Below are 21299 nucleotides of genomic sequence, written 5' to 3'. Positions count from 1 at the left end.
GTACTTCTTAACAATAAGGCATGACTGAATCTCAGGTCAGAACTATTTCTTAACTTGCTTGCATGGGAATAGAATTCATACCGAAAAACATTCAAGAAAAATATGAGATTCATGAATGGAAGCACGCCTGTGCGATCCTAAAAAGTGATTTCCCCAACGAATGGCAGGATCTTTTAGATCTCTTGAATGAATTCCAACTTTGTAAAAGTTGGCTTGTAGAAGGTGGTGGAAGAAAATCAAAAGTTTCAGAGTTTATTGATCAATTTCTATACAACCGCGGTTGGGAAGAGAAGCAGTTTAAAACCTCCGTAAGCGTGGATAATGAGATCATGGACTCACCTACCCATAAAATTGATTGCTATAAAAATAAAATTGCCCTTGAGATTGAATGGAATAATAAAGACCCATTCTTTGATAGAGATCTGAACAACTTTAGGCTACTGTTCGATCTTCGTGCTATAAGTGTTGGGGTTATTATAACCAGGACTGATGAACTTCAAGATATCTTCAACTCATTGAATAGGGGCACCTCCTATGGTGCTTCCACAACGCACATGTCAAAACTCATACCCCGAATTGAAGGTGGTGGAGGTTCGGGATGCCCGCTGCTGGTATTCGGTTTAAAAAAGGAACTTTACAATGAAAATTGCTAAGCAAAACTTTGGTGAAAATAGTGCGGCTAAGGACTTCATTGAAACCGTGCCGGATCTTAAGTATGGCGCTGTATTAGCTGACCCACCATGGAGATTTACAAATCGTACAGGAAAAGTTGCACCGGAACACAAGAGACTTAACCGGTATGGAACGATGTCGTTAGATGAAATCAAAGAAATACCAGTTTCATTGGTTGCAGGAGAGAAAAGTCACTTGTACTTATGGGTTCCAAATGCCCTACTTCCGGATGGATTAGAAGTAATGAAAGCTTGGGGGTATAAATATAAATCCAATTTAATCTGGCATAAGATCAGAAAAGACGGGGGGCCTGATGGGCGTGGTGTTGGCTTTTATTTTCGAAATACCACGGAAGTTATTCTGTTTGGTGTTAGAGGCAGCATGCGAACATTGAAACCAGGAAGAAGCCAAGTTAATTTCATAGCAACAAGAAAACAGGAACATTCGCGCAAACCCGATGAGCTTTACAATATAATTGAATCGTGCAGTCCAGGACCATATCTTGAATTATTTGCTCGAAATACAAGATCTGGATGGCAAGGATTTGGAAATCAGGCTGAGGAATATCAACCAACTTGGGACACCTATAAAAATCACTCCCAGGCCGCAAAAAATGATTTGAACGGGACACTTAGGTTGGAGTTTAATGATCGCACAAAACGTTATAAAAAGACGGGCGGGTAATACTCAACCTGCCATAACCAACCGGTCACGCATCCAGGGACTGCCACAGGTACCAGCAGGCCACCGTGCGATAAGGCTGCCAGTTGCGGGCGATGCGGACCATGGTTCGTTCCGATGGTCTTGACTTCAATCCGTAGTGAACACGGATGGCCCTTTGGATCCCCACATCCCCAACGGGCAATATGTCGAGCCGGTTCAGGGAAAACATGAGGAACATGTCAGCCGTCCAGCTGCCGATCCCTTTCAGGTTGAGCAGTTCCTTTTTCACCGCGTCATCATCCAGGGTATCGAATGCATTGAGGTCAACTGCACCACGTATCACACGGTCGGAAAGATCCAGCACCCAGCTGGCTTTGGCGTTGGAGAGCCCGGCACTTCGAAAGTCTTCAACGGAATACTTCAGGATATTGTCTGCTGAAAGGTCGTGTCCGATGACCTCCATCATGCGTTTCCAGATGGTGTCGGCGGCCTTGGTAGAAAGTTGCTGTGAAACGATGGATCCCAGCAATGCACGGTAAGGATCCCTCTTCTTCAATGCACACGGACCTATCTCCGTAATCAGTCGCGCCATGACAGGATCCTGCCCGGACAAGTGTTTTTGTATTGCCTTCTGACCTTTCATTTCAGGCAAATATACATAATCAGGCCTACGGTTTCTTGGGATTTGTTTAGCTTTACTTCGTATCAAACACAACACCCACTCATATGTCAAAAAGAACTGCCCAGGCCGTATGGAACGGCACCCTGAAAGAGGGAAAGGGCACCATGCAATTCAGTCAGTTCAACGGACCGTTCACCTTTGCATCCCGTTTCGAAAGCGGTGAAGGCACCAATCCAGAAGAACTGGTGGGCGCCGCACATGCCGGATGTTATTCCATGTTCCTGTCGGCATTGATCTCAGGCGAAGGTCTGACACCTGAAAAGATTGAGACCAGGGCCACCGTAACGCTGGACCGTGATGACACGGGTCCGATGATCAGCCTGATTGAACTGGAATGCAACGTGAAATGCGACGGCCTTTCTCAGGAACAGTTTGAAAAGCTGAGCCAGGCAGCGAAGGAGAAATGTCCTATTTCAAGGTTGTACTCAGGCAGTACGGCGGAGATTCGCTTGAACGCGAAGCTGCTTCAGACAGCGTAAGACAGCATACAGCATACAGGGTACACTGTATGCTGTTGCTGTATGCTGTTGCTCTTTACAGCCTTACCACCTTTGATCCGCCGGAGAGTTCCTTTCGGGTGATCACACCGTTACCGCGGTAGTATACCACGGAAGAACCGGAAAGATCGGCTTCCAACGTCTGGTTTACGGTCACATGCATGCTGCTGGATCCGGAAAGATCCACATCCACGTGGTCGGCGTCCAGGTCCAGTCCTTCGAAACGACTTGAACCACTTCCATGTGCGCGATAGGTATCGGCATGTCCTTCGAATGTCACCTCGGATGAACCGGAAAGGTCAGCATTCAGGTAGGTCACGTCCAGTTCTCCTTCAATCCGACTTGATCCGGACAGATTCACTTCAAGGTCGGAGGTAACCAGGGTATCTTCAAAAAACACGGCGGAAGCACCGGAAATATCGATGCGACTCAGGTCACGCACGGTGATGTAAGCCACTTTGGTGGCCCGTCCTACCAAGCGGATGTTGTTTTTCATGCTGATATCCAGCGTGCCGTTTTTATCCCTGACCTTCACCAATGGCATCAGGTTGTCGTCAGCTTCGATCACCAACTTCTCTTCGGTGGGTGAAAAGCTCACGTAGGCGACAAACGCATCTGACAGCTCCAATTCGTGAACGTTGTTAAGGGTTACCTCATCACGGACGATATGCCCGGAGGGGCTGATGACAAACCGGTCGCGGCTGCAGGATGCCAGCGCCAACAGCGCGCATCCGAGTATCAATGTCTTTTTCATAGGTAAGCGTATTTTGGATTCGTTTACCTAAGGATGCGCATTTACCAAAAGGTTGCACGGACCGTGAAAATTTTCTTTCAAACGTCAGAATGGAAAGCCGGTACTAAAGCCCAGCAGCAACTGAAACTGGCTGAAACGATTGGTTGCGGGCAAGTAGTAGCTGTTATACGCGCCACCGATCTGCTCCTCGTATTCCCGGGAAACCACATTTCGTAATCCGACCCCTAAATAAATCTGAGACAACACATCCCCGTAGAGCCAGGAGTAGACATCGTTATAAAACTGATAGCCCAGCGTGAGCCTTGCATCTGTGAAATCATAGCCCGTTTCCATGTGATCGGGATAGCCGGGTACAACATAACTGTTGTAGACATCTCCGAGGTTGTAATGCCGGTAGGTGACCGATGGAGAAATGAAAAAACCTTCGAAACTGTCATGGCCTCCGGGATAGAATCGCAAACCTACCTCCGTTCCGTATCCCGGGTGAAATCCTTCGGATGGGAATAGCTGGAAATCATTCTTCAGCCACTCATAAATGAAATCGCGGTAGGTAAGTCCTGCGCCCGCTTCCCCAACCACATGATCGTTGAAGGCATGGGCGTACTGAACCTGGAGAATCCCGCGAAACAGGAGGTACGAATTGACCTCTATCATGTGCCGGTCAGCCTCCACCGGAGCCGATGGCACGGTCGGTGCATCCTCGCCCGGTTTAAAAACTTTAATGATCACCGATGAGCTGTCCTGCGCCCGCAGATCAACAAAAAACATCAGCATCAACAATAAACCGAGGATATTTTTTTTACTCATTATATATGTTTACTAATATTCTTTTCGACCTTTACAGGCCTGAACCGGGGATAAAATTAATAGGTTTTTATTAATAATATTCAACAAATGAAGAGATATCGTATTGGAATTGTTTTAGCCATGATGGGCCTGACTGTGACTGTTCAAGCGCAAAAAGACGTGGAAGTATTCTGGGGTAAAGACAATCCGTTTTCCCGGTCAGAGCGTATTTCCATGGAGGGCAAGCGGGGTGATTACCTGATGGGGACAAAGTTCTCCAAAGGTACAACAAGTCTTGTGAAATACAGCTACAACGACCTTCAGCGTAAAAACGAATACCCGTTCATGGGGCATAAAAAGGACCTGGGAAGAATCATTGACACCAAGGATTATGCTTACAAGGAGTTGTTGTTCCTCAAAAACAAATTGTATGTGATGGTATCCAAATACGACAGGAAGGCTGATAACTACAGTTTGTTTGCACAGGAATTCGACAATGACGGCAGGCTCACGGGCAACCTGAGAACCATTTCCCAGATCACCGCCGAAAGCAGGCGAAACATCGGATCTTTCGAGGTGTATGCTTCGCAGGATTCCACAAAGATATTGCTGGTCAACAACCCTCCGTTTTCCAAGTACGCCGGAGAGAAGTTCGGTTTCAAGATTCTCGATGAAGACCTGAAAGAAGAACGGTCGCTTGAAATTTCGCTTCCTTACAAAGACAAGAACTTCAGTGTATCCGGATATACGCTGGCCCGCGACGGCCGGATATACGCTGGCCCGCATCGACTTGGAACGCAAGGAAGCCAAAGCCAAGAAGAAGATGGCAGAGGCCGGCTATTATTATGAGATCCTTGCCATTGACCCGACCGGTGAAGGACAGGTGATTGAATACGACATCAGCCTTCCCAACAAACACATCACCGATATCTCTTACTCCATCGACCCCGAATTCGGCATCATCTGTTCTGGTTTTTACGGCAATGTGGAAGCCAAACGCAGCCGTGACGAGATCAATGGCATTTTCTTTTTCCGCGTGAACAAAGAAACCAGGCAGGTAGAAAGCCTGGGCACAAAGGAACTCGACAAGCAGTTTATCGCCGACCTTACCTCGCAGCGGAATGCCGATAAGGGACGGGGCATCTCCACCGTCTTCAACCTGAAACATTTCGTGCAGAAAGATGACGGCAGCGCCATTCTCGTATCCGAATATTCTTTCTCCTATGTGGTGGAACACTGCTCCACCGACCCGAAGACCGGGGCCCGCAGTTGCAGCTATGTGTACCATTACGTGCGCAACAACATCATCGCCATCAACATCAACCCCGACGGCTCCATCAAGTGGCTGGCCAACATCCCCAAACTCCAGCATACCACCAACGACAATGGCATGTTCAGCTCTTTCATCTTCGGTACTGCACAGGACAAGATGTTCTTCATCTACAACGACAACCCCAAGAACATGGATGCAACCAAAGTGAAGAGTGACAAAGACCTCTATACGATGACCAAACCTAAAAAATCAACAACGGTGGTTGTCACCCTTGACGAATCAGGAAAATACACCAAGAAGGCCTTGTTTAATAACAAAGACAACAAGATGATCCTGCGCACCGCATCATCCCTTCGCGTAAACGATCACGAACGCATTGCCGAGGCAGTGAACTTCGGTACCTATTTCATGTTGATACCGCTGAAGGCTGGTCGCACCAAACTGGTTCGATTCCGCTTCCATTGATCCTCCGGCTCCCTGCAACAGAAAAAGCCACCTTTCCCGGGTGGCTTTTTCATTTGTTATTGTCATTCATATATCCGATCATGTAATTCATTCCGTATACCCTACCGTTCAAGAATTTTCTCCAGACATATTGGCGGATTGCACTATGTTTACATATAGGATATAAATATTCCCTGCATGAAGAAATTCCACATCATGATGCTGATGGCGATATGCTGTCAATATGCCCAGGCCACACACATTGAAGGCGGATCAATATCTTACACCTACCTTGGATCTGACAACTACGAAATTCAGCTGACAATTTATAAGGATTGCAAGTACGATTACCTTGCTTTCGACGATACGGCTTCCATCGGCATTTTTAACTCTACCGGGAAACTGGTTATGCACCTGCACATTCCCTATAGCGGAATAAGCGACACCATAACTTATGATCCTTCCAACACATGTATGTTTAATGAAGTGGCTTGTACCGAAAGAACAATGTATAAGGATACTGCCTACCTGCCCGACATCAAAGGTGGGTACACATTGGCTTATCAGCGTTGTTGCCGCAATGGAGGCATCAGCAACCTCGTCAATCCCACCAACACGGGCATGACGCTACAAACATTCATCAATACGGAGCTACACAACTCTCCTCCTGTGTTCAAACAGGAAATCCCTTATGGCGGCATATTAGACAGATATTTTCAGTATGATGCGTCCGCCACAGATATCGATGGCGACTCATTGGTGTATGAGTTGATCGCTCCGTTTAGCGGTGGCAATACGCTAGCTCCCATGCCCGAGCCTCCCCCTGCACCTCCCTATCTCGATGTTGTCTTTGCCTCAGGGTATTCTGTTTCCAATATGTTGGGCGGGTCAGTCCCTTTGACCATTGACCGTGCAACCGGGATAATGAAAGCGGGTATTGATTTCCTAGGTCTGTACCAGATAGGCTACGTTGTAAAGGAATATCGCGGGGGTATTCTGATTGCAAGCACTTACCGGGATTTTCCTTTCTACGTAGTTGCCGATACGGCAGCTTCTTTGAACATGCACGGCAGGGTATTTGTCAATGATTCCAACCTTCTTGATACCGGGATAACACAACTATTCGGAAGCGATCTCAAACCGCAAAACTGGACGTTTGAAGGTGAGCAACCCATTTTGTCCACCGGCAGGTACGTTTTCGATAGCTTGGCCCAGAATAATTATTTTGTTAAAGCCATCCCTGCCTTACCGGCTGTGGGAAATGAAAATTACTTACCCACTTATTTTCCATCCACTCCCTTCTGGTACAATTCCGTTTCGCTATACCCTTGCGACACCTCTGATATCTACAGGGACATATCCATTTTTCATTCAAGTAAACCCAAAGGGAATTTGACCTTTGACGGCGTACTTCAATTGGGTAAGGGCACATACGATCCACTTCCCGGAAAGGACTTACTCTTGGGAATAAAATCCAATGATCCCGTAAATAACATCACTCCTTTTATGAAATGCACCACTGACAGTTCAGGGTACTTTCACTTTGACAGCCTGGCTTCAGGTACCTATTACCTACTGGCCGATTTTATCAATTCCCGAATCATAAACGACCAACCACCGGTTATCAACCTCTATTCTTCCTTATCTGCACAGGTATATGATCAGAGTACACGCTTATACATATTTAAGTATACAGGTTTGAATGAGAACGGAGATAGCAATATCCGGGTCTTCCCCAACCCCACTTCATCCCTTTTATTTATTCAAATTGCCACACGCGAGCCGGGTGCATATAGCGCCAAAATGTACAACCTCTACGGGCAATGCGTGCAAACTTTCTGGAACAACAAAACACTTGCATCCGGCACCTACCAGGAATCGGTATCACTGGAAGCGCTTCCTGCCGGGGTTTATTTCCTGGAGATAAGTGGTGATGGGCAAACGTGGGTGCAGAAGGTGATCCGCCAATAAGATTTACTCGACGTGCACGGGTGCTTCCGCATGCGTTTCAACCAGGTTGGTGCTTTCCACCACATAGAGCGGCCGGTTTTGCACATTGCGGTTGATGCGGCTGATGTAGGCACCGATGATGCCCACCGAAATGAGTTGTATACCTCCGATGAACATGGAACTGATGATGAGGGAAGTCCACCCCGTGATGGTTCTGTGCATCACAAAGTAGGAGTAGCAGGCATACAGGATCACGAGGAAAGCAATAAAGGAAAAGAGAAAACCCAGGCGACTCACCATCAGCAGCGGACGGTCTGAAAAACCCGTTATGCCATCCATGGCAAACCGGAACATCTTGGCCAGGGAATAACCTGTCTTCCCGTATTTGCGCTTATCTCTTGAGAAAGTAACCTCCGTTTGCCGGAAACCCAACCACGCGATTTGTCCCCGCAGGAACTTGTTTTGCTCGGGCATGTGTTTGAGCTGGTCCACCACCTTCCGGTCAATCAACCTGAAATCACCCGTATCAAGAGGTATATCGATGGATGTCATCCAACGCAGTGCGCGATAAAACATTTTTGCCGTGAGCCGTTTGAACAACCCTTCGCCTTTTCGTTCAATGCGACGGGCATACACCACCTCATACCCTGCTTTGTATTTGGCGTACATATCCCCGATCAGTTCAGGCGGGTCTTGCAGGTCGCCGTCGATAATCACCACTGCCTTTCCATGTGCGGCATCCAGTCCGGCGGATACCGCCAGCTGATGACCGAAGTTCCTGCTGAAGTTGATATAAAAGACGTTGTGTTGTTCTTTTGCCAATTGAACGAGGGAAGCCAGGGAGTTGTCGGTGCTTCCGTCATTCACAAAGATCAGTTCATATTGAGGGGTGATGCCTGAAGCTGCCTGCTGAAGACGTGCGTAGAGTTCCGGTATGGAGTGGTGCTCGTTGAACACAGGGACCACAACTGACAGCTCAATCATATTCGAATGAAGTTTATTTCCTTCCATGAATTCTGTACATTATAACTACGCCCCGTCTGCTGATTTCCTCGTACTCAAAATGCTCGGAAAGATAGTTTTTCATTTCGTCTTCCCCTACGACTACCACATCATCTTTCACCAGCAGTGCCGGATCACGGATGGATACATTCTTTCCCTGGTGGGTTAATATATGGGCATAAAAAAGATTTTGAGCACTGTAGCCAGGAAACAAGATATAGCAATCATGCATATCAACACTTCCCTTCGCCGCATGTTGAAGATAGAAACCGATTTCATACAGATCCTTTTCCCAGGCGTAGACCGCGGGCTTGTAGGACTGCTCCCATACCCGTTGAAACGGCTGATTGAATGTATAAAACACGGCAATGAGCGGAATCACATTTACCTGCAATGCGGCATTGATCCATTGACTGCCGCGGAGCCATTCATAGACAAAGTACATCGCTTGCGCCACAGCCATGGAAAGGAAAGGATAAATAGGCACATCATACCACTCCAGCTTGGTTTGACTGGCGGAGATGACAAGAAAGTAAGTGAGGGCCATGCTCATTGAAAATTGCGACACCTTACGCATCCTATCATCGTTGCTGGCCAGGCCAGTGGCCCATCCGATGGGAATCATCCAACTCCATTCCGGCATCTGAAAATCCAACAGGTTATTGAAATAATACCAGAAACCCGCTGAATGCCCTTCATTTATTTCCAGGTAGCGACCGCCCAGTTCATTCTCAACCACGGCATTCAGAAACCCGGGATTATAAGCCTCTCTCAACAAATAGTACCCGGATATAATCGCCAGTACTCCCAAGGCCCCCAGGTAAAAATGCTTGCTTTTCCATATATAAGACAGTTTCTTTTGCAAAAGGCCATAAACAACAACACCCGGCAGAAGCAACATCCCTGCTATCCCCTTAGTAAGAACACCCAAAACCAGCATTCCGAAGAATGCATACAAACGTTGCTTTGATGGTTCCTCGCAATAGAAAAAGAAAACAATGCAACCGCATGTGGTGAAGAACGCCAGCAAGGCATCGTAATCTCCCGTTCTTGTCGAATGTACATTGAGGTAACCGTGTGTTGTAATCAACACCATGATACATATAAATCCGAACCAGTAACTCCGAAGGTACCTAAGTGAGAAAACCAGCAGCAACACGCATGTCAGAAAACCAGCCAATGCTGAAGGCAGCCGAACCGCCAATTCACCAGGACCAAGCAATTTCATACAAATCACCTGCGCCCATATCATCAGCGGTGGTTTGGTATTCCACATATCCGGTTTCCCATCGAAATGGGTAACAATCCAATCGCCGTCATAATACATTTCAACTGCGTTGACCGCAAGCCTGCTTTCATCCCAAACCCTGATGGGTAGGGTATCCAGGTGGCCGAACAAGGGCATGTAAATCAGAAGGGCGAGGAATACAAACCGAAAATATTTATTCCATATACTTTTCATTCCGTCAATCCGCGTGACAATATACAAAATGTTCATCATTCCGGGACCTGTATCCGGAAAAATATCGACGTTGTTTGATCTTTGTACCTTTATACGTTTGCAACCATATATTATTATGAGCACATCAAAAACACCGGATACGGAATCACTCTCACATATCATCTCTCAGGATACGGCATTCCTGAGCGGCCCCCATTCCCGGTTCCGGGAATTCATTTTTCTTATCCAGGTGCTGGTTGATTTTATTCGCGGCTTCCGCGTTTTGCACTTTGCCGGACCGTGTGTGACTGTGTTCGGATCTGCCAGGTTCAAAGACGGCCACCCCTACTATGAGGCGGCGGAAAAGGTGGGTGGCGCCATGGCCAAACTGGGCTTCACCGTCATGACCGGTGGCGGCCCCGGCATCATGGAGGCCGCCAACAAAGGCGCCATGGAAGCAGGTGGCAGGTCGGTCGGATGCAACATCATCCTGCCTATGGAACAAAGGCCAAACCCGTACCTGCACCGGTGGGTCAGCATTCACTATTTCTTTGTGCGGAAAGTGCTTCTGTCAAAATACTCCTATGCATTCGTGGTCATGCCTGGCGGACTGGGTACGCTTGATGAGATGTTCGAAGCCCTAACCCTCATTCAAACCGGTAAAATGAAACAGTTTCCCGTGGTGGTGATCGGCCGGTCCTACTACGAACAAATGCTGACACACATCGACAAAATGGTCGGAGAAAAAACCATCGACAGGAAAGACCTGGAACTGTTCCTTGTCACCGACTCCATCGAAGAAGCAACCGAACACATCCGCCAAAAAGCAATCGCCCCCTACGGACTCAGCAAAATCAAGCCTTCACATCCATCCAGGCTGTTCGGGGAGAAAAGCATCTGAGACCTTATCCGCATACAATACCATCGGAATTCGCCGGATCGCGTATGAAAACTTAATGCCATACCCTATATTTGTTGCGTGTATTGTGAAAAGGATCCTATCCATAACGTTGTTGGTTTCTCTTGTGATCTCGGTTGCAGGCCCTTACCCGCTGTATAAATTCCTGCAGTACCGCACCCGCCGGGAAGTGAAGACGCAGATCGGGAATCAAATTGCACCTGACGAATTGAAGCAGTTGGTATTTCCCCGCTCCGCGGAGATAACCTGGCTGGAAGACGGCAAAGAACTGATGCACCAGGGAGAGCTGTATGATGTGGTGAAAAAGGAAAACCAGAACGGCCGCGTCATTTTGCACTGCATCGACGACAAACAGGAATCCCGCCTGTTCACCAAAATGGACGAATGGGTACGAAAGCGCCTTGACAACGACCGCGATAATGCCGGACAATCCGCCCGGATGCTCGTAAAGATCATGACCCTCCAATACCTGGTCAAACAACCCTATCACATCCAATTAACGACAGGCTTTTCGGAACTGTCATCTCCCTATTGTTTCTCCGCCATCACTACTTTAGGTGATCCGGAATCCCCCCCTCCCGATCTGGCCTGATAAACTTCCCGCCCCTACCCGGAGCCTCCTCGCACCGGGCGTATGATTTATCAACCAGAAAAAACACAAACAATGAAACGTATTTTTGTTCTGGCCGCTCTGGCCTCCGTATGCATTTTATCCTCATGCAAGAAATTCGAAGAAGGCCCGGCCTTTAGCTTCCGCTCCATCAAATCACGCCTGCACGGAGAATGGAAAATTGAATCGTATAGCGTGAACGGTACCGATCAAACTTCCACATTTGTATCAGCTCAGGGTGCCAACTTCATGCTGGAAATTGAAAAAGACGGCACCTATAGAACCGAAGGTAATTTTGCTGATTCCGGCACATGGGAACTCGGTGAAGACAAAGACGACATCCGTTTCAAATCCAGCGGTTCTTCCAGCGAAATGTCTTTCCGTATCCTCCGCCTCACCAACAAAGAATTCTGGGCGAAGCAAACCCAATCCAACAGCGATGTTTGGGAATACAAATACAAAGCCGAATAAGGCTTGTTGAAGTCATACCTCCTGTCCTGTCCGCATGCTGTATGCACGGGCGGGACAGGATTGGTTTGATGCCATGAAACGCATTGCGCTTCTGTTATGGATGCTGCCGGGTCTGTCTTTCGCACAGACCTGCATTCAGGGAAAGGTTGTATCCGACAGTCTGGGCACCCCTGTCCCCTTCGCCAATGTATTCATACCTGAAAGAAATTCCGCCGCATCCACCGATGTGAACGGGCATTTCAAAACCTGCCGCCTTGCCGCAGGCACGGTACAAATACAGGTTACATGCATCGGATACAAAACACATATATCTACCATTGACCTCCGGGACTCAGTGGTGAATGTGACAGTACAGCTTGTACAGTCAAGAACGGTTTACCCTGAGGTTGTTGTTTACGGAACGCAAAGCAGTAAACCCGACGAGACCCCGAACAACATCGTCACACTATCTGCCACCTCCATGCGCAACAATGGCGCGGTTACCCTCACCGAGGGGATTGCACAACTGCCTGGCGTAAACCAACTCTCTACCGGCACCGGTATTTCCAAACCGGTCATCCGCGGACTCTACGGCAACCGGATTCAAACCGTTCTATCAGGCATGCGGTTCGACAACCAACAATGGCAGGATGAACATGGCCTGGGCTTATCCGACATTGGGGTAGACCGGATTGAGATCATCAAAGGACCTGCATCGCTCCTGTACGGATCGGAGGCCATGGGAGGCGTGCTCAACATCATCGAGGAAAAACCCGCCCCGACCGGCTCCGTCATTGGTGACGTTTCCACTGCTGTTCACACGAACACCTACGGCAACCAAACCGATGCGGGCATCAAAGGGGCAACCGACCATCATTTCTGGCGGCTGCGCATAGGGGAAGAAAGTCATGCCGACTATGCCGACGGCAACGGCAAACGCATCCTCAACTCACGTTTCGACGGATACCATGTCAAAGGGACTTACGGATGGAGAGGCAAACGCTGGCTCATCGACAACAGCTACCTGTTTTCATTGAGCAACTACGGATTCCTGATGGATGCCTTCACCGGTAACCTGACCGAAGACGGCAGGCTCAGCCGCAACTTCGATATGCCCCATCATACGGTACTCATGCACATGCTCACTTCCCGCAACACCTTCTACCTGAAACATTCCACCCTGAAAGTGGATGCCGGCACACATCTGAACAATCGACAGGAGCAGGAAGGTGGCAACCGCATCAGCCTGAACATGCAACTGAACAGCCATAGCATGAACCTTGCGTGGATCAGGCAATTGAACGAACACACCGGTATCAACCTCGGCAACCAGAACCTCTACCAGACCAACCGCAATTTCGGCTCGCGTACCATCGTACCCGACGCCAACCTGGCCGAGTCTTCCTTCTTCGCCTACCTGAAACACCGGGGGAAGTATGTGTGTGCCGAAGGTGGGATCCGGTACGACCTGAAACACATCACCACCTTCGAAACAGGCACCATCAATACCGATTTCCCGAACAACCCGGCATCCGACATCCAGCCGGTCAACAAACTGTATACCTCGCTGAACGGCGCCGCAGGCATCAGCCTGACCGACCGCAAACACCTGAATGGAAAACTGAACCTGTCGACCGGGTACAGGGCAGCGAACCTGGCCGAACTTTCATCCAACGGCCTGCACGAAGGAACCGTGCGGTACGAAATCGGGAATACAGATCTCAAGGTTGAACAGAACATCTGTTTCGACAGCTACCTGTCGTACGATACCGAATGGCTGACAATAACCGCTTCCGCCTACGAGAACCATTTCCTCCATTATATCTACCTGGCACCCACCGATGACGAATACATCGGGTTCCGTATCTACCGTTACCAGCAACAAAATGCAACACTCCGGGGAAGTGAAGCATCCGCCGAACTGCACCCTTCACCCTTGCCCTGGCTTTCGGTGAAGTTCCACTTCGCCACAGTCAAGGGACGTACCGACCTGGGCGAGCAGCTGCCCTTCATCCCCGCCAGTAAATACGGCGGTACCCTGCGACTGACCAGCGGCCGGAAAGGAAAACTCGCCTCGGCTTTCGTACAGGCAGGTATCAACCGCGTAGCACCCCAGCACCACCCGGCCCAGTTCGAAACATCCACCGACGGGTACATGCTGATGGAAGCATCCGCCGGTGCCGTTTTCCATACACCACGTCACGATTATTCCGTCTCTCTCGCCGGCAACAACCTGCTGAACGAAGTCTACTACGACCACCTCTCGCGATACAAAGAGTTCAACATATACAACATGGGAAGGAACATCTCCCTGCGCTTCACCATGACATTCAATCCCAAACAAAAGCCATGAAAACATCCGTCACCTCTTTGCTGGCAATGGCTTGCCTGGCAACCACACTGCTCACATCCTGTAAAAAAGAAACCGACCCGCACATCCCACCGGATGTGGTCTTCAAAACAGGCGCCGGCTACACATCCTCCGATGCCACCGTGGGCATGAACGACACCCTCCTGGTGGGCATCACCGCCACCAAAACAGAAGACGACCTGAAGAGCTACAACATTTCGTATGCTTATGATGGCACCACCACCACAACCACATTTTACAACTACCTCATGCAGGCCAGCGAATACACAGGGTATTCAAAAGACACCACCCTCATTACACGCAATACGGCAGGAACCGAAAAGTGGGTATTCTCCATCGTAGACCGGGATGGGAACATCACGCAGCTCACATTGAACCTGACGGTGCAGTAGCAAAACGAGGATACATTGGCCGTTTATTCGGGCACACCGATTGTTTATTCGGACGAGCTGACTGTTTATTCGAGCAGGTTTGCGAACAGGTATACCAATGGGCTATCTTTGGCGTTGAGAATCTAAAACCTTTGCACCCCATGCGCCACATCCTTCCTCTTGTTCTCATCTGTGCCATCGCCGGACTCTCATCCTGTAAAAAAGACAAAGATGATCCGGATGTGACACCGGGAGATTCCGTAGAAGTATACGCCGGTGTGTACGACGCCACAACCTTCTTTCACCAGGTCTTTTCCCCGCCCGGAACTTTCACCATCCAATGGGATTCGGTAAACCTTTACGGACACGCCACCGACTCGCTCGATATCAACGGCGACGGCGTCATCGACCTGCGGTTCGAACTTTCGGTGCTGAACAACGACAGCCTGCACCTGCTGAATGGCTCCACACCCAACCCCTACCCTTACTTCTATGTGGAAGTGGCTGACGGATGGTCCGTGGCCGCATACCAGGCATCCTACCCGACCGGACTTGGACATACCTCAACAGCCACCTTCGCATCCCCACTGGAATACAACGATCGCATTGATACCCACAGCCTCTGGAAAGACAAAACCGCCAACCCCATCAAACTCTGGCAACTGAACCCGAACAACGGCATGACACCCCCGTTCGGCGACTGGTACGATGCAAAAGGTGTTGCCTACCTGGGACTGGTAAAATCCGGAATGGGCTTCGGATGGCTCAAGATTGATGTGAGTGACACCAACGCCCCCATCCTCCTTGAAAGCGCCATAGCGAACTAAATCATTTTTATTCAGGGCGTGCCCTTCACGCTTCGTACCTCCGCGCTCAGGTCGGGCTTTCCGCTTTTATCCGTCCAACGCCTCTTGCCCATCCCGGCATAACCGCTTCAATCCCTCACGCGGCTTCCCACCATATATAAATGGACCGAGCGACTGCATAACCTGACATTTATCATCTCCGGTCATGACATAGCCTATGCATTTCCCTTGTCAAGCCCGTGTATTTTTGTCTAAAATGCACACCCATGAAGGTAAAAACCAAAACCCTGCTTGAACTGGCCTCCCTTGGCAGCACGCTGTATGTACTGTCGAAAGACGAGGAGTTGAGGGAGCAATTGTCCGGCTATGCATCCAAAGGCAAAGAGGTGCTGCGCGACCTGCTGCACAAAGACGACGAGGAAGAACCGGATGAAGACAGCCTGGCGCACAAGATCCGGGAGAAGATGTCTGAAGCGGAAGCCGAACTTGAACAACGCATTGAGAAGATGGTAGGCCAAGCCTATCGCAAGCTCCATATCGCCCACACCGACGAACTGAAGCGCATGCAGCAGGAAGTCGACAAGCTCAGGGAAACCATTGCCCAGATGTCAAGACCCTCCGCATAAGCATGGCACTACTGGACGTATTGGATAACCGTCGCAGCCACATTCGCCGGTACAACCGCATCGTTGCGGTGCTAACGAAGTATGGGTTTCAGGACCTGGTGGCCCACATCGGAACAAAGAAACATTTCCCGATGTTGAGCAAGCTGGTGCCCCACAAAACGTATGAGCATGCGATCCATCACACCCAGTGGGAAAAAATGCGCATGGTATGTGAGGAATTGGGCCCCACCTTCATCAAGTTCGGGCAGATTCTCAGCAACCGGCCCGACCTGCTCCCCGCTCCGCTGATCGCAGAGCTGGAAAAATTACAGGACCACATCGCGCCTTCCCGGCAAGACATCACCGCTGTGATCGAAAAAGAACTGGGCAGGAAACCGGACGAGATCTTCGAACGGATTGACCCGGCTCCCCTGGCATCCGCATCCATCGCGCAGGTACATCGCGCCACGCTGAAGTCGGGAGAAGAGGTGGTGATCAAAATCCAGCGCCCCGATATCAGGGAAACGGTGGAAGCCGACATCAAGATCATGCATCAGATCGTGGGCATGCTGGTCAAACGAAAACCATCCATCAAAAGCTTCGACCCGGAAGGTTTGATCAACCACTTCGAACAAAGCATCAAAAAGGAGATGGACTTCATCCACGAAGCCATCAACCTGCAACGCTTCAACAACCACTTCCGTACCGACAAGCATGACGACGGCTTTGTATACTCACCCAAGGTTTATAAGCAGTATACCACACGCAAGATCCTTACACTTGAATACATTGAAGGCATCAAGGTATCGCGCCTGGATGAACTCGAAAAGAACGGACTCGACAAGCACATCATCGCCAGGCGCCTGCTGGATGCATGGCTGAAGCAGGTTTTCAAGTACGGCTTTTTCCATGCCGACCCACACCCGGGTAACATCCTGATCATGCCGGACAATGTGATCTGCTTCATCGACTACGGCATGATGGGCAGCATCCTGCACAAAGACATCGTACAACTCGGGAACATGCTGCTCGCCATCAAAGCGAAAGACGTCGGACGCATCATTCGTTCCTTCCGTCAGCTGTCAGACGACGTGGTGATCCGCAACCAGCGGGCCCTGGAATCCGACCTCGACGAATTCGTAAAAAGCTACGCCATCCGGGAGATGCACCAGAATGAAATGAGTGCCATGATCGTGGAACTGAAGGAGGTCATCATCCGCCATCAACTCAAAGTTCCCACCTATTTCTATCTCTTCGCGAAATCACTGGTATCCCTGGAAGGCGTGATCAAGCAACTGGATCCCGATCTGCACATTGCCAGGGCAGCCAGACCCTACATGGCAAAAATCATCGCCAAGCGTTACAATCCACTGAAGTTCGGTGTACGATTGGCCAACACCCTGTATGAATCCAGCAGTTACCTGGAAGAATTTCCCAGGGACATTCGCAGTGCCATCCGGAAAATCAATGCAGGGGAAGTCAAAGTGGAGCTGCAACACGAAGGGATCGACCCGCTGGTACACACGCTCAACCGGATCAGCAAACAGGTGGTGGCCGCCATGACCATCTCGGCATTGATCATCGGATCGGCGCTGATTATTGTGGCAGGCATTCCACCCAGGTGGAACAATGTTCCGGTCCTGGGTGTGATCGGCCTCGTACTGGCGGCGCTCATCGGCCTGGGTCTCCTGCGGAACATCCGCAAAGGAGACCACGACAATTAGCGGGCGAATGCCTGTTTAATGTGGGCGTAGGCTTGTTCCATTTCATCACTGAAAGCATCCCACTTCCCGGTAAAGTCCTCCTTTTTGTTTTGGAATGATGCACGCACTTCCGACATTTTCGTAGTTAGCTTCTTCTTCTGTGCCTGCATGGTCTCCTCAGCCTCCAGTTTACCCAGGTGCAGCCGAACACGCAGGATTTCCGTTTTCACCTTGAACTTCTCCACTTCATCTTTCAGCCTGGCGGTGGTTTCCGTTACCGGCACTTCACGGATGGCCTTGGCCAGCGACTCCAGGGTGTTGTCGAGCTTCTCCTTCTGGCGATCGAAGTTTTCCCGGCTGGCGGTGCGGGTGTCTTCCAGCTTGTCTTTCAACTCCGCGAGACGGGTACGCAGCGCATCCCATTTCCCTGAGACGGCTTCGCTACCTTTGTCGAGCTGTACCTTCACTTCGGCCAGGTAGTGGTTCAGTTTCTTCCTTGCTTCGTCGTACTTTTCCAGGGCATCCGCTTTGCCAAGTGCAAGCTGCACGCGAAGTTCCTCAAGTTCGGCCTGGGCCTTTTCTATGCGTTCGATGATTTCCTCTTTCAGCTTGGAGGTATCGGGTTGTTTGGTTTTTGTTTCCATGTTGATTGGGGTTTTTGTGAATAACCGGAAGTAAAGTTGGGGCATAGGATCCGTAATTGCGATGACATCCGTCAGGTGTGGGGAAACTTATGTCAAGCCTCCCTTGAACCACATAGGCACATAGACCAAATAGAAAAAGAAACAGGTGACACCATGAGATTGAAAGACATTTACCAACGGGCGGAGAAGCGGAGTGACGTACGTCATGGTTCCCTGCCCGTTTCCGGCGCTTCTTTGTAAAATGGAAAGCCAAAAACACCCTTTCCACAGAACCATCACATAAACCCAGCCCCATGAAGCCCGTCCTCCGCACAGCCTTGCATGTTTTCCTCCTGCTGACGATCATCACCGGATGCAAAAAAAAGGATGACGACGAAACCCCTCCCGACCAGGAAGACACCTGGGACATCGACACACAAGGCATCCCCCAATTCGTAACCACCAACTACATCGGACTTGATAGCATCTACCGCATATCCAAATTCCGTTCATCCGTTGGCCATGATTATTCCGATGCATTCGAGCATTGCCGAAGCATGAAACACTACTTCGAACCATTGGCTACCACGGATTGGTCGGCCCTGGAGATTGTGGCGCCGGTGGCAGGAACAATCACCCGGGCGGATGTTGAATCCATGGGCACCAAGCTGGAAATTCAATCCGATGCCCATCCGGCATTCCGTTTCCAGATCTTTCACATCCAGCCCGCCAGGTCCTTTGCCATCGGTGACCACGTGAACGAAGGTGAAACGCTGGGCCATCATTACGGAAATCAAACCTATTCAGACATCGCCGTTCTTGTGAACGACCCCACCAAACAGGGGCGACTGGTTTCCTACTTCGATGTGATGTCGGAAACTTTGTTCCAGCAATACATTGCCAGGGGTGCGACTACCCGGGATGATTTCATCATTTCGAAAGCCTTGCGTGATGCGCATCCGCTCGACTGCAACAACTTCGGCGTGGGAGACACGCTGGAACCTTGGGTTGTGTTGCAGTGAAACCGGAATAGCGGAAGTAAAAAGCCCGGCCGTGATACACGACCGGGCTTTCCTATCATTCTTAGGGTTTACTCAACCACGATGTTTTCCATGCGTACTTGCTCTCCGGTTTGCACCCGCACCAGGTACATACCTGCGGGAACATCGCCGAGGGTAACGGTTGCATTGGCGTTCACTTCCATGCGTTTCATTTCTTCACCCACCAGATTGTACACGCTCACCGTGCTTTTTCCGGTGATGCCGGTCAGCATGAAGGTGCCGCTGTTGGGGTTCGGGAAAGCCATGCCGTTTTCGCGTGACACCGAAAGCACCGACGTCACCACAGGGTCGCCGAAGGTGGCTACCGAGCCCACGTTGGCTTGCACAGCGTCGCTGTAGATCGGGTGACCTTCAATGGTCGACAGCAACAACTGACCGTTGAAATGACCGAGGGTGTTCACATTGCCTCCCAGAAGATCAGCGATGCCTGTCCAGCTGTTGCCGTCCCAGATCGCCACTTCCTCAATGGCATTGCCGTCGAAATTATTGAAGTTACCGCATGCCACCAGGTTATCGCCCATGGATGCCATGTCGGTTACATTGTGGCTGATGTTATCTGCAATGGTATCGATGGTGGTACCGTCGTATTGCAGGATGTAGTTGTTGGTGCTGTGCTCGATGGAGAGGTACAGCTTTCCCTTGTGCACGAACATCCGTTTGATCTGCGCCGAGCCGTTGGACAGGTTCACGCCCCAGTCTGACTAGGTGTTTCCGTCGAAGGCCCGTTCATTGGCGTAGATCTTCCCATTGTATTCGATGATGTCTTCGGGATTGTCATAGGCAGAATTATAGGCGGTGTCTGCAACAAGTTTGTGGCCATTCCAGTAGGCCATCTTGCCCAGGCTCTCGTATGCCGAGATGCTGCTATCCACCGGCATGCCGCCGCTGATGTTTCCTCCCACATACAGGCGGCCATTCAGTCCGGCCAGGAAGTGGCTGTTACCGAAAATACCATAGCCGCTGGCCACCCAGTCGGTGCCGTTCCAGTACGCAAGTGTGCGGCCGGGGTATTGGCCATCCAGCGTAATACCGATACCGATGGTCCACAGGGTGTCATTCACACGCACGAGGTCATTCATGTACGTGGTGGTTCCGAGGGTGGTCGGGTCGCCGATGGCGGTCCAGCCGGTGCCGTTCCATGCGGCGGCGCCTTTTACGGGGTTTCCGTCGGCGCTGCTCAATGATCCGACGACATAGGTCAGGTCATCCTTTGAATCATAGTAAAAGCAGGTGACGCCACCGGAGGCATTGGTGCTTCCGGCAACCTTCAGCGTTTGGCCCATGGCACTGCCCAGGAACAAGGTGGCAAATACAAAAGAGTAAGCTTTTTTCATAGGTGGTGTGTTGTGGTTTGTGGGGTAAATATAGGTAAATAGACGGGTAGGGAACTTTCATCTAAAGACATTACAAAAGCCTAACACCATATTTTCAGGGGCGTTCTGTTAGGCCCTGATCGGGTGCCTCTAAAGAATAATAGAACATGAATTTTGCTTACATCCAAAGAGGCTCCGATAACCAATCAACAGTGAATCCCATTCGAACAATTTCAATCTCCGGATAGCGACCGATAAGGTCTTGCAGATTATATTTGAATGATGTTGTGGGGTTAACCACCT

At 50.0% G+C, this 21299-nt stretch carries 23 protein-coding genes; 15 read left to right on the top strand and 8 right to left on the bottom strand.

From position 1 onward, the window contains the following. Positions 1 to 62: 62 nt before the first annotated feature. Both H6585_10375 and H6585_10370 read left to right on the top strand, forming a co-directional pair. Positions 63 to 653, top strand: coding sequence for a restriction endonuclease (locus tag H6585_10375; GenBank protein MCB9448737.1), 591 nt, complete (start codon positions 63 to 65; stop codon positions 651 to 653). After that, positions 640 to 1356, top strand: coding sequence for an S-adenosylmethionine-binding protein (locus tag H6585_10370; protein MCB9448736.1), 717 nt, complete (start codon positions 640 to 642; stop codon positions 1354 to 1356). The genes H6585_10375 and H6585_10370 overlap by 14 nt, the downstream gene beginning before the upstream one ends. A gap of 25 nt (positions 1357 to 1381) precedes the next feature. Here the strand turns inward: H6585_10370 and H6585_10365 are convergent, their stop codons facing one another. Further along, on the bottom strand, positions 1382 to 1978 hold the full coding sequence (locus H6585_10365; GenBank protein MCB9448735.1) for a DNA-3-methyladenine glycosylase 2 family protein: 597 nt from the start codon (positions 1976 to 1978) through the stop codon (positions 1382 to 1384). 83 nt (positions 1979 to 2061) lie between these two features. On the opposite strand from H6585_10365, the gene H6585_10360 reads away from it, so the two are divergent. Next, a complete protein-coding gene (locus tag H6585_10360; GenBank protein MCB9448734.1) occupies positions 2062 to 2496 on the top strand; it encodes an OsmC family peroxiredoxin in 435 nt (144 codons plus the stop codon). Between the two features lie 55 nt (positions 2497 to 2551). On the opposite strand, the gene H6585_10355 is transcribed toward H6585_10360, so the two are convergent. After that, the gene (locus H6585_10355) at positions 2552 to 3268 is read right to left on the bottom strand and encodes a DUF2807 domain-containing protein (protein MCB9448733.1); all 717 of its coding nucleotides are present in this window, start codon (positions 3266 to 3268) and stop codon (positions 2552 to 2554) included. Between the two features lie 84 nt (positions 3269 to 3352). Continuing rightward, on the bottom strand, positions 3353 to 4075 hold the full coding sequence (locus H6585_10350) for a hypothetical protein (protein MCB9448732.1): 723 nt from the start codon (positions 4073 to 4075) through the stop codon (positions 3353 to 3355). Positions 4076 to 4162: 87 nt separating this feature from the next. Here H6585_10350 and H6585_10345 point away from each other — a divergent pair, with 87 nt between their 5' ends. The 3 genes from H6585_10345 to H6585_10335 all read left to right on the top strand — a co-directional run bounded on the left by H6585_10345 (position 4163) and on the right by H6585_10335 (position 7742). Next, positions 4163 to 4903 carry a hypothetical protein gene (locus H6585_10345; GenBank protein MCB9448731.1) on the top strand — a complete coding sequence of 247 codons (741 nt, stop codon included), beginning with the start codon at positions 4163 to 4165 and terminating at the stop codon, positions 4901 to 4903. Beyond that, positions 4845 to 5792 (top strand): hypothetical protein, encoded by a 948-nt coding sequence (locus H6585_10340; protein ID MCB9448730.1) that lies wholly within the window; start codon positions 4845 to 4847, stop codon positions 5790 to 5792. The genes H6585_10345 and H6585_10340 overlap by 59 nt, the downstream gene beginning before the upstream one ends. Before the next feature lie 177 nt (positions 5793 to 5969). Continuing rightward, on the top strand, positions 5970 to 7742 hold the full coding sequence (locus H6585_10335; GenBank protein ID MCB9448729.1) for a T9SS type A sorting domain-containing protein: 1773 nt from the start codon (positions 5970 to 5972) through the stop codon (positions 7740 to 7742). Positions 7743 to 7745: 3 nt separating this feature from the next. Here H6585_10335 and H6585_10330 read toward each other — a convergent pair whose 3' ends face one another. Together H6585_10330 and H6585_10325 are read right to left on the bottom strand one after the other, a co-directional pair. Continuing rightward, entirely contained in the window at positions 7746 to 8705 is a 960-nt protein-coding gene (locus tag H6585_10330; GenBank protein ID MCB9448728.1) for a glycosyltransferase family 2 protein, read from the bottom strand. 13 nt (positions 8706 to 8718) lie between these two features. After that, positions 8719 to 10224: a glycosyltransferase family 39 protein gene (locus H6585_10325; protein ID MCB9448727.1), complete on the bottom strand. Its 1506-nt coding sequence runs from the start codon at positions 10222 to 10224 to the stop codon at positions 8719 to 8721. 76 nt (positions 10225 to 10300) lie between these two features. On the opposite strand from H6585_10325, the gene H6585_10320 reads away from it, so the two are divergent. The 8 genes from H6585_10320 (at position 10301) to H6585_10285 (ending at position 18020) form a co-directional block, all read left to right on the top strand. After that, complete coding sequence (locus H6585_10320; GenBank protein ID MCB9448726.1) at positions 10301 to 11065, top strand: TIGR00730 family Rossman fold protein; 765 nt, start codon at positions 10301 to 10303, stop codon at positions 11063 to 11065. 85 nt (positions 11066 to 11150) lie between these two features. Continuing rightward, positions 11151 to 11675 (top strand): hypothetical protein, encoded by a 525-nt coding sequence (locus H6585_10315; GenBank protein MCB9448725.1) that lies wholly within the window; start codon positions 11151 to 11153, stop codon positions 11673 to 11675. 72 nt (positions 11676 to 11747) lie between these two features. Beyond that, on the top strand, positions 11748 to 12164 hold the full coding sequence (locus H6585_10310) for a hypothetical protein (protein ID MCB9448724.1): 417 nt from the start codon (positions 11748 to 11750) through the stop codon (positions 12162 to 12164). A gap of 34 nt (positions 12165 to 12198) precedes the next feature. Next, positions 12199 to 14496 (top strand): TonB-dependent receptor, encoded by a 2298-nt coding sequence (locus tag H6585_10305; protein MCB9448723.1) that lies wholly within the window; start codon positions 12199 to 12201, stop codon positions 14494 to 14496. Continuing rightward, positions 14493 to 14906 carry a hypothetical protein gene (locus tag H6585_10300; protein MCB9448722.1) on the top strand — a complete coding sequence of 138 codons (414 nt, stop codon included), beginning with the start codon at positions 14493 to 14495 and terminating at the stop codon, positions 14904 to 14906. Before H6585_10305 ends, H6585_10300 begins: the two co-directional genes overlap by 4 nt. Before the next feature lie 140 nt (positions 14907 to 15046). Then, on the top strand, positions 15047 to 15712 hold the full coding sequence (locus tag H6585_10295) for a hypothetical protein (protein MCB9448721.1): 666 nt from the start codon (positions 15047 to 15049) through the stop codon (positions 15710 to 15712). A 245-nt stretch (positions 15713 to 15957) separates the two neighbouring features. Next, on the top strand, positions 15958 to 16317 hold the full coding sequence (locus H6585_10290) for a phasin family protein (protein ID MCB9448720.1): 360 nt from the start codon (positions 15958 to 15960) through the stop codon (positions 16315 to 16317). Between the two features lie 2 nt (positions 16318 to 16319). Beyond that, positions 16320 to 18020 (top strand): AarF/ABC1/UbiB kinase family protein, encoded by a 1701-nt coding sequence (locus tag H6585_10285; GenBank protein MCB9448719.1) that lies wholly within the window; start codon positions 16320 to 16322, stop codon positions 18018 to 18020. Here the strand turns inward: H6585_10285 and H6585_10280 are convergent. Continuing rightward, positions 18017 to 18643, bottom strand: a complete 627-nt coding sequence (locus H6585_10280) for a hypothetical protein (protein ID MCB9448718.1) — start codon at positions 18641 to 18643, stop codon at positions 18017 to 18019. The genes H6585_10285 and H6585_10280 overlap by 4 nt on opposite strands. A gap of 293 nt (positions 18644 to 18936) precedes the next feature. Between H6585_10280 and H6585_10275 the strand changes: the two genes are divergently transcribed. Further along, positions 18937 to 19644 (top strand): hypothetical protein, encoded by a 708-nt coding sequence (locus tag H6585_10275; protein MCB9448717.1) that lies wholly within the window; start codon positions 18937 to 18939, stop codon positions 19642 to 19644. A 68-nt stretch (positions 19645 to 19712) separates the two neighbouring features. On the opposite strand, the gene H6585_10270 is transcribed toward H6585_10275, so the two are convergent. Both H6585_10270 and H6585_10265 read right to left on the bottom strand, forming a co-directional pair. After that, positions 19713 to 20372: a T9SS type A sorting domain-containing protein gene (locus tag H6585_10270; GenBank protein ID MCB9448716.1), complete on the bottom strand. Its 660-nt coding sequence runs from the start codon at positions 20370 to 20372 to the stop codon at positions 19713 to 19715. A 12-nt stretch (positions 20373 to 20384) separates the two neighbouring features. Further along, positions 20385 to 21017: a hypothetical protein gene (locus tag H6585_10265; protein MCB9448715.1), complete on the bottom strand. Its 633-nt coding sequence runs from the start codon at positions 21015 to 21017 to the stop codon at positions 20385 to 20387. Positions 21018 to 21299 lie beyond the last annotated feature (282 nt).

The organism is Flavobacteriales bacterium (assembly GCA_020635855.1).
Taxonomy (GTDB): domain Bacteria; phylum Bacteroidota; class Bacteroidia; order JACJYZ01; family JACJYZ01; genus JACJYZ01.
The sequence above is the reverse complement of the archived record's forward strand: the minus strand, read 5'-3'. Positions and strand labels throughout refer to the sequence as shown.